A 9,960-nucleotide genomic window follows, 5' to 3' on the forward strand; every position below is an offset into this window, starting at 1 on the left:
AAGGTTGGAGTCATCCTTCTTGTTCTGATCATGATAGGAATGTGTACCCAGGAACGGTTCTTCTGCCAGTTCCTTTGCCCTATGGGAGCGGTTTTTGCCATTCTTCCCATTTTGCCCGGAGCGCTTCTGAAAAGAGACAGGGAGAACTGTCCCCAGAAATGCGGAGCCTGTAAAAAAAGATGTCCTGCTCATCTGGATATTGACGGTGATACGTCCAGATCAGGGGAATGCATCTGCTGTCATGCCTGCCAGGCTATTTGTCCCAAGCAGAACATTCATACAGGCGATGCATAAGGGATGTTAATGTTTAGAAAATACTATGATGGCATGGAACTAAAGCATGAGTCGAGGGTAATTCTATGTCTGATGGTTAGAACAAACTTGCGGACGTTCTAAATGATAAAAAAAGTTAGATAAGACTGATTAAAAAGAATTGACATTTTTTTCTATACAATATTATACTAACTAAGCACGGTTAGATGATACTAATAGATAGATCAGAAACAAATGAGAAAGAAATAAATGAGAAAGAAACAAATAAAAAAAGAAATAAATAAAAAAGAAATAAACCGAAAAGCAAATCCATATGGGAAATTCTTGCTTGCGGCAGTATGTGCAGCAGGGACAATCGCCCTCTGTCAGGCTGCATATGCCGCAGAGCCTGAATTATATACAGCAACAGATCTTGCCATGGATACGGTAGTTACAGAAAGCATTTATACTACCGGGGAAGATGTGACCGGAGAGATTGGCACCCTGCTTCGGAAGATAGAAAGCGATTGGCTTTCCTGGACTCAGGAAGATTCCATGATTGCCAGGATCAATGCAAGTGAAGGGCAGACCATGGAAGTACCGGATCAGCTGGCTTCTTATCTGGAGAAAGTAATGCAGTTAAGTGAGAACAGTAACGGTGCATTGGATCCTACTCTTGGAAAGGTAATTCGTTTGTGGGATATTGGCGGCGAAAATCCTCATATTCCAGATGAAGATGAACTGAAACAGCTTCTGGCATTAACCGGTTATGAGAAAGTTCATCTGGAGGGAAATAAGATCACTTTGGATGAAGGCTGTACTCTGGATCTTGGGGCAGTGGGAAAAGGAATCGGCTGTGCAGAGATTACAGATTATCTGCAGAAGCAGCAAAATATCACGGCTGGGCTTGTGAATCTTGGAGGCAGCAGCGTGCTGACTTACGGTACAAAGCCGGATGGAAGTAAATGGCAGATCGCTATCACAGATCCAAGGGATACAGAAGGGGATTATCTGGGAGCAGTTGCCCTTGACGGTGGAGAATTTCTTTCCACATCCGGAGATTATGAAAAGTATTTTATGGAAGACGGGGTCAGATATCATCACATTTTGGATCCTGAAACTGGATATCCTTCAAATAGCGGTGTGTGTTCTGTAACAGTTGTGTGTGATGATGCAGTGGCAGCAGACGGCCTGTCCACAGCCTGTTTTATACTGGGCATGGAAAAGTCACAGTCACTTCTGGAAAAATACAATGCAGAAGCGCTTTTTGTAGATGAAGACCATCATGTGACTATGACCGATGGGATGAAAGAACGGTTCCGTCTTTTAAAGGACAGCTACACAGTAAAAGAACTGCAGACTGATTAAAGAAATGATAGATGATTCCCAAGACATTTTTGGACGGGATATCTATAGATGAAAAATTATAAACTCAGAGAGGAGAGAGGTTATGCATAAGTGGAATGTATTGAAAAAAACAGCACCGGTTTTCTTAAGCCTGGCAGTGGCAGCAACCAGCATGCCAACCACAATCCTGGCAGCAGATGCATTTGGTGATGGTACCGTTGTAGAAACAGAGGATGTTTCCGCAGGAGAAGTGTCAGAGGATGCTTTGGCAGAAGAAGCACCAACGGATGCCAGCGTAGAAGAGGTGCCGGAGGACACTGCAGATGTGCCTGAAGAGGTAACTGAGGATGCAGCTTCTGAGGAGGATTCTTTGTTTACATCTGAAGAAGAGGCTGTAGAAACCGATACTTTAGAGGCAGAGGATGTTGCTGATGGAGGTGAGGTTCAGGTTGCCGGTTATACCTATCCATGGACAAAGGTTGCAGATGGCTCCGCTGCTCCCACAGGATACAAAAAGATTGGTGATTCAAACGTTTACTATAAAGTAGATGAAAGCAACTCTTTATTTTCATGGCGTGTTTATTATGGTAAGACAACTTTAAGCTATACAGATTTTTATAAAACAGGGTCATTTGACTCCACGGTTTATGATTCAGTAACTTCGGCTACAACGAAAAAGAATCAGCTTTTTGAAAATGCAGATGCAACCACACCTGATGAAAATGGATATAAGATCAATGGTGTAAAAAATGTAAGTGTTAAGGTTGGGGATAAGGACTATGTAGAGGCAAAGATTCTTGAAGCAGCAGGGGAGCTTCCCTCTGACGGTGTATATGCAAAAGCGGCAGGGATTGTATTGAATGAAAGCCCTTCAGATGAAGTGGCTCAATATAAAGCATTAAGCTCCAGCGGCACATACGGAAAATGGCAGATAGCAGATGCAGCGCAGACAAAGGTAACGGATGCAACAGCAACACTAAAAACCTCTTCACGCAGGGGAGATTATGTGATCAAGGTCAATGAGACAAGCACAAAATATCTCCGCAATTCCAAAGAGGGAGATTTTGCGGTAGCTGCCAATGTACAGGGTGTGATCCTGAAAACAAAGAGTGGTAAGACAGTAGGCCTTCGCCATTTGCAGGAAATCTGGGTAAAGCCATATGAACTGGCATTTTCCAAAGATGCAGGTCTTCAGGGAGAAACGATTACAGAGATTACCTATATTATTCCGGAAGGTAGATACGTATACTCTTTTGCCGATGGCATCTATGTAAAGAAACAGGCTACAGATGCTATGAAAGAAGCTGTTAAAGCAACTTTTGAAAATAAGAACACTGTAAAAGTAACAGGTCTGGATAAATTCAAAAATCCAATGGTTTCTGTTTACTATGTAACAGGCTCCGGAAAAAATTCCAAGACTACCTACATGGCAGAGGAAACAGCAGTTACAGTCGGTGAGGACGGATCCGCGGCAGTAACATTTGCAGATGAGAAGGTGGCACAGGCTGGCAAAGAGTACACCGTAAAAGTGACCAGTGATGATTATGCTGACCTTACCACTACAGCTATAAGGTCTGAATCAGATGAATGGAGCTACATGTATGTAGGCCTTACCTGGTCTGAGTATTGGGCAAATGAAGGCGTATACATGGCAGGAAGCACAGAGACAAATGCTGAGACTGACGATAGGGATGAACATGACAAAGGTGCATTTGATACAGTTACAAGAGCTACTGCGAATCACGGACTTCAGAGGGGAAGCTTCCAGTGTACTACAGTTATTTATACAACAGACGGAAAAACATTCCCGGTTCAAAGCTGGAGTGCAGACGGCGGCACTATGATTCTTACAGACGGAAGCTCTGTTGGTTACAAAAGAGGCGTTATCACAGATGCTGAGGGTTCACATATCCTGAAAGAGTATGATGTATATGGTCTGAAATATGTACCTGTAAAAGTCAATAATGAGGATCTGGAAGCTTTTAAAGCGGCTTACGGAAGCAAAATCGTAGAGAATGGTGCAGCCATGAGCGGCGGCTACGGAGAAATGAAGCTGAGTGCTTACACAGCAACTGCAACTGTTACAGAGAATACAAATGGATTAAAGACAGCTGTATTACAGGAGAACGGAAGCTTTGCATTCAGTGCAAGAAACAATGCAGGTACAGAGTCCGGACTTCAGGATCAGGCGTTAAAGACGGCGGATGGACTGGTCGTAACCGTAAAACCGGCAGATGGAAGCTACGGAGAATTTTTACGAGTTGATCTTACCGGCAATTATGGTGATCTTGGTGCACATATGCAGGCAGTACGCTGGGATTACTATGGCACAGGTGAAACGGTTCTCGCATCTTATGGAACAAAATTCGCAGCAGATAACTGGATGCACAAAACAAACGGAATCCAGCTTGGACTGACAAATTCTCTTCGCTGCCAGCTTCCGGAAGGAACAGACGGAACCGGAAAATGGGTGATCACAATTTATGCACTTGGATATGCAGATACACAGGTTACTGTTAATGCAGCAGAGGAAAATATAGTTAAGGCTATGGCCAATGCTACAGAAGAAGAAATTGCATCCGCAACCTCTGCAGTAAATACAGCAGAAGCACTGAAAGAAAGTGATTATACCGCAGAGTCCTGGGCTGCTATGCAGACAGAACTTGGCGAGCTGAAAGATGCACTTAAAAAAGCAAAACCAAAGGCACCAGTATTAAATGAAGGTATCCAGCACTTGAATGCAGCAATCGCAGCACTTGTAAAGGCACCTGTACCTACTGCAGTGCCGGTACAGCCAACTGCCACACCAACGCCTTCTGCAGAACCAACCGTAACGCCAACACCTTCCGTAGAGCCAACAAAGGCACCGGCACCGGAGGTGAAACCTTCTCTTACTGTTAAGAAAGCTGTGCTTAACCTGAAAGCGAAAAAGTCTGCAACTATCGTACCGGTACTTACTGGAATCAGCGGAAATGTAACTTATAAATCAAGCAACAAAAAGGTTGCTAATGTTAATTCCAAGGGTAAAGTTACAGCTAAGAAAACAGGTAAAGCAGTGATTACTGTTAAATGCGGAAATTACAAAACAAGGGTTACTGTTTACGTAAATGAGAAGCTGAAGCTGAAGAAGTCTTCCGCAGTGATCAAGGTAAAAGGCAAAGCGGCTATCAAGGCAACCTCAAATATCTCCGGTAAGATCACATACACTTCCAGCAATAAGAAGATCGCAACCGTTACATCCAAGGGTGTTGTAAAGGGCGTAAAAAAAGGAAAAGCAACCATTACAGTAAAATGCAATGGTGTATCTAAGAAATTTAAGGTGACAGTAAAATAATATGAGTAAAAAATACAGCCATTGGGGAAAGCTTGCACCAGCGGCAGTTGTACTGGCAGCTATGCTTGTATCCGGAAAGGGCGATGAAGTCCTTTCCGGACAGGAAACTGCACAGACACAGATCGTGAAGGCTTCCCAGCTGGCAATCTGGAAAAGGGAACCCGCTTCTGAAACGGAAAACACAAAGAGTCAGACTGGCACAAAAAGCCGGTCTGACAAAATAAATAAAAAAAGGAATAGCATTAAGAAGGCCAGTCATACAAGACCGGCCTCTTCCTCGTCAGGGGCAGCAGCCGGAGACGGAATGGGAAGTACCCAGACGCCTGTCGCAGCAGTTCCGTCAGATGGTTATCAGGACGGTACCTATACAGGAAGCGGCACTGGTTTCGGGGGACAGATTTCCGTACAGGTCACGGTTGCAGGGGGAAAGATCACAGCTGTGAACATTGTGAATGCCAGTGGCGAGACAGGCAGCTATCTTTCTAAGGCACAAGGGGTGATCAGTAAAATCCTTTCAGCCCAGAATCCAAATGTGGATGCAGTCAGTGGAGCTACCTATTCCTCCAACGGGATCATTTCTGCTGTTCAGAATGCCCTTTCCAAAGCAGGGAAAAGCAGCTCCGGTACAGATGATACCGCACAGGAAGAAGAGCATCTAAGTGAAAAGGAAATGAAAAAGAACCTGTCACAGATGCTGTCCGGGCTTGATGAAGGAGCCGCAGATGGTTATGAAGACGGAACATATCAGGGAAGCTCTCTGGGCTTTAACGGGATCGTTACGGTAACGGTTACCATTTCAGATGGCAGGATCACCCAGATCATTTCCAACCACAAGGATACTCCAAGATTCTTCCAGAAGGCATGGGAGGGTATCCAGCCCAAGATCCTGGCAAATCAGTCTCTGGAGGGAGTGGATGCAGTAAGCGGAGCCACCTATTCTTCCGCAGGGATCATGGGCGCAGTAAATGAAGCTCTTAGTAAAGCAAGGAAAAGCGTGGAGATTCCCTCACAGCCGATAACAGTACCAGAGGATGTTCCACTTTCCCAGCCGGATCAGGATGATCCGGAACCTACAGCTGTACCAGAGCCTACAGCCACGCCAATACCGTCAGAAACACCGATGCCAACGCTTGCCCCGGAACCAGAAAATCCAGAGGTTACGCCAGGAGCGGAAACAACGCCTACACCTTCTGTTCTTTATAAGGATGGAACCTACACGGGACAGTCCTATGGATACAGTGGTATTGTAACAGTAACGGTAACGGTTTCAGGAGGCAGGATCACTGCTATAAGCCAGACTAACAGTGATTCCGGGGAATATTTTGGTGATGCATGGGAAAGCATTTACCCACAGATCCTGGAAAAACAGGAAGCGGAAGAAATTGATACAGTCAGTGGGGCAACTTTTTCATCAGAAGGCATTCTGGATGCAGTTAAGGCAGCTCTTGTCCAGGCAAAATAAAAAGGGCTTATGCCCCTGGAATTTTTTCACAACTGCTTTTCATCTTGATTATTCGGACAAAAGTATTTACAATAAATTCGGATATACTTTTTGGGGAAAAGGAGTTGTTACAATGAGAGTCACTGTAAACATGAAGAAGACAGCAATGTGGCTTCTGGCTGCAGCGTCTGTGTGGGCTTCTGCCGTTCTGCCAGTGCAGGCACAGATTCAGGAAGGAACTGTTCAGAATGAGGCGGATGCAGCACCGGTCTTAGTTCAGAAAAAACAGGGCCTGGTCCGGGAAGGCAGGAATTATTGCTATTATGTAAAAGGCCAGAAGGTACGACGGGTATGGAAGAAGATCCATGGTCGGAAATATTACTTTGGAAATAATGGCAATGCTGCAACTGGATCTGTACAGATCAAGGGTACCTACTATATTTTCAACGAAAAGGGACAACTTCTTGCACCAAGGCGAAATGCCATTATGAAAGTAAAGAATGCATACTATTATGTGAAGCCTTCAGGAACCCCTGTTACCGGTTGGAATGTGGTAAAGGGAAAGCTGTATTATTCCTACAGAAATGGTAAATGTGCAGCCGGCAGGACTGTTGGGGAGATCCGCTTCACCAGGAACGGATATGCCAGGGACGATATTAACACCAGGCTGAAGATCAAGTGTATGGAAGTGATTAATAAAGTGACCACGCCTTCTGCTTCAACCGATACAAAGCTGAAGCAGTGCTGGTATTATCTGAATACGATCCGTTTCCAGTCAAATAGATTTCCTATTACCAGTCAGAAGGATTGGCCCAAATGTTGTGCTTACGATCTTCTGGATACCATGTGCGGCAACTGCTACGGGTTTGCCAATGCATTTGCAGCACTTGCAAAGGAACTGGGATATAAGCCTTATGTGATCGAGCTGCCCATGACTCATTGCTGGGTTCTGATCAATGGCAGATACTGGGATAACATGGGGAATAAAATGGGTGTACCTAATTCTCCAAACCGATATAATTCCGATCAGATTTACAAATTTTAAAGAAAAATGGCACTAATTGAGAAAAATAACTCAATTGGTGCCATTTCCTTTTGGGGAGAAAAGCAGTAGAATAATTGAAGTTAGATGATACTAACAAAAAGAAGGAAGGAGATTCCCAAAGGGAAGAAAAAGAAGTTATGTTTTTGGAAATACATAATCTGAAAAAAAGTTTTGGAGATGGAGAAAGTAGGACAGAGGTTTTGCGAGGAATTGATTTTTCCGTTGCAAAAGGGGAAATCTGTGTGTTGCTTGGGCCATCCGGATCAGGAAAATCAACACTGTTGAATATCATCGGTGGAATCGATGATGCAGATGAGGGGTATATTTCTATTGAAGGTGAAAAGACTGCAGATATGAATGAAAAGACCCTTACAAAATACAGAAGAAAGCATCTGGGTTATGTGTTTCAGATGTACAATCTGATTCCGAACCTGAATGTAAAGGAAAATGTGGAAGTAGGGGCTTACTTAAGTGATAAGGCACTGGATATAGATGATCTTCTGAAAACACTGGGACTTTATGAACACAGACATAAGCTGCCCAATCAGCTTTCCGGCGGACAGCAGCAAAGGACTGCCATTGGAAGAGCAATTGTAAAGAATCCGGATATCCTGCTTTGTGATGAGCCCACCGGTGCCCTGGATTATAATACGTCCAAGGAGATCCTGAAGCTGATCCAGGAGGTGAACCGGAAATATGGCAATACAGTGATCATGGTAACACATAATGATGCCATCAAGAATATGGCAGACCGTGTGATCAAGCTAAGGGATGGGCAGATCCGGAAAAACTATGTAAATGAAACCAAGATCTCTGCGGAAGATCTTGACTGGTAAGGCGGTGAAATGATGAAAAATCCATTATTGAAACGTCTCCCGAAAGAATTAAAGGCAGATCTGGGAAAATATCTGGTGATCTTTCTTTTTATGATACTGACCATTGGCCTTGTGTCTGGATTTCTGGTGGCTGGATCCAGCATGTCAGCTGCCTATGATGAAAGCTTTGAAAAATATAATATAGAAGATGGTAATTTTACACTGTCTTCAAAGGCTTCTCAGGCACAACTGGGAAGGCTGGAAAAGGAAGGCGTCAGGATTGAAGAAAGCTTCTTTGTGGAGGAAGATGCAGACGCAGATTCTGATGGGAAGACAGACGGAACCATGAGAATTTACAAGAACCGGACAGGCATGAATCTGATCTGTGTGATGAAAGGAGAGCTTCCAGAGGCAGAGGATGAGATTGCCATTGACCGTATGTATGCGGATAATAACCATCTGTCTGTTGGGGATTCCATGAAGGTCGCTGATAAGGATATGAAGATCACAGGGCTGGTGGCCTTGTCCGATTACAGCTGCCTTTTTTCTGATAACAGCGATATGATGTTTGACGCTGTAAAGTTTGGGGTTGCTATTATGACAGATCCCGGTTTTGACAGTCTGGGAACTACTCATCTTTCCTATCGGTATTCCTGGCAGTATGATAAAGCTCCAAAGAACGAAACAGAAGAAAAAAATATGTCTGAGAACTTTATGAAGGTTCTTGCCAGAAATGTTTCTCTTACAGATTATATTCCACAGTATTCCAATCAGGCGATCCATTTTGCAGGGGATGATATTGGGGGAGACCAGACCATGATGGAGGTTCTGCTGTATATCCTGATCGTGATCATGGCCTTTGTATTTGCTGTCACTACTAATAATACGATCACAAAAGAGGCTTCTGTGATCGGTACTTTAAGAGCCTCAGGATATACCAGAGGAGAACTGCTGAAGCACTATATTGCACTGCCTATTCTTGTAACACTGGCAGCTGCTGTGATCGGAAATATATTAGGCTATACTTATTTAAAAGATATCTGTGCAGATGTGTATTACGGAAGCTACAGCCTTCCTACCTATGTGACACGGTGGAATGGAAAGGCCTTTGTGCTTACCACAGTAGTGCCTATTGTACTGATGCTGGTGATCAATATTGTGCTGATCTACCGAAAGCTGACTCTCTCACCGCTGAAATTCCTCCGCAGGGATTTAGGCAGATCCAAAAAGAAAAAGGCAGTGCGCCTGCCGGCATTCAGCTTTATGAACCGGTTTCGCATCCGTATTATCCTGCAGAACAAATCAGGTTATATTACTTTATTCATTGGTATTTTCTTTGCCAATATCCTGCTTCTGTTCGGCATGATGATGACTCCGCTTCTGTCAAATTATCAGAAGAAGATCGTGGATAACATGATCGCAAAGTATGAGTACATGTTAAATGTACCGGAGGACGAAGAGGATGAGGAAGAGAAGTCAGAGTCAGATGAAAACAAGCTTACATTGGTGGGAATTCTGCAGAAAATCCTTACTCCCTCCCTGGAGACAAAGACAGAAGGGGCAGAAAAATTTTGCGTCTATTCTTTGAAAAATATGCCGAAGAACCGTGACGGAGAGAGCATCACTGTGTACGGTATCCAGGATGACAGCCAGTATGTAGACCTTGATTTTAAGGATGAGGGAGATAGTATCTGCTTGACGGATTTGCGGAAAAATATAATATTCA

7 protein-coding genes are annotated in these 9,960 nt (G+C 44.0%); all 7 read left to right on the forward strand.

Features of this window, described 5'->3' with window-relative positions:
- Positions 1 to 294 (forward strand): 4Fe-4S binding protein (locus R1Y93_RS02755; RefSeq protein WP_500821551.1); only part of this gene is annotated, 294 nt, incomplete at its 5' end.
- Between the two features lie 228 nt (positions 295 to 522).
- On the forward strand, positions 523 to 1,620 hold the full coding sequence (locus tag R1Y93_RS02760; protein WP_500821552.1) for an FAD:protein FMN transferase: 1,098 nt from the start codon (positions 523 to 525) through the stop codon (positions 1,618 to 1,620).
- Positions 1,621 to 1,702: 82 nt separating this feature from the next.
- Positions 1,703 to 4,933 (forward strand): penicillin-binding Tp47 domain A-containing protein, encoded by a 3,231-nt coding sequence (locus R1Y93_RS02765; RefSeq protein ID WP_500821553.1) that lies wholly within the window; start codon positions 1,703 to 1,705, stop codon positions 4,931 to 4,933.
- A gap of 1 nt (position 4,934) precedes the next feature.
- On the forward strand, positions 4,935 to 6,395 hold the full coding sequence (locus tag R1Y93_RS02770; protein ID WP_500821554.1) for an FMN-binding protein: 1,461 nt from the start codon (positions 4,935 to 4,937) through the stop codon (positions 6,393 to 6,395).
- Between the two features lie 112 nt (positions 6,396 to 6,507).
- Positions 6,508 to 7,419 carry a hypothetical protein gene (locus R1Y93_RS02775; protein ID WP_500821555.1) on the forward strand — a complete coding sequence of 304 codons (912 nt, stop codon included), beginning with the start codon at positions 6,508 to 6,510 and terminating at the stop codon, positions 7,417 to 7,419.
- A gap of 137 nt (positions 7,420 to 7,556) precedes the next feature.
- Positions 7,557 to 8,255, forward strand: a complete 699-nt coding sequence (locus R1Y93_RS02780; RefSeq protein ID WP_368191618.1) for an ABC transporter ATP-binding protein — start codon at positions 7,557 to 7,559, stop codon at positions 8,253 to 8,255.
- A gap of 12 nt (positions 8,256 to 8,267) precedes the next feature.
- Positions 8,268 to 9,960: ABC transporter permease (locus R1Y93_RS02785; RefSeq protein ID WP_500821556.1), on the forward strand; the 1,693-nt coding region annotated here is incomplete at its 3' end.

Source organism: Blautia sp. HA3515 (genome assembly GCF_059933065.1).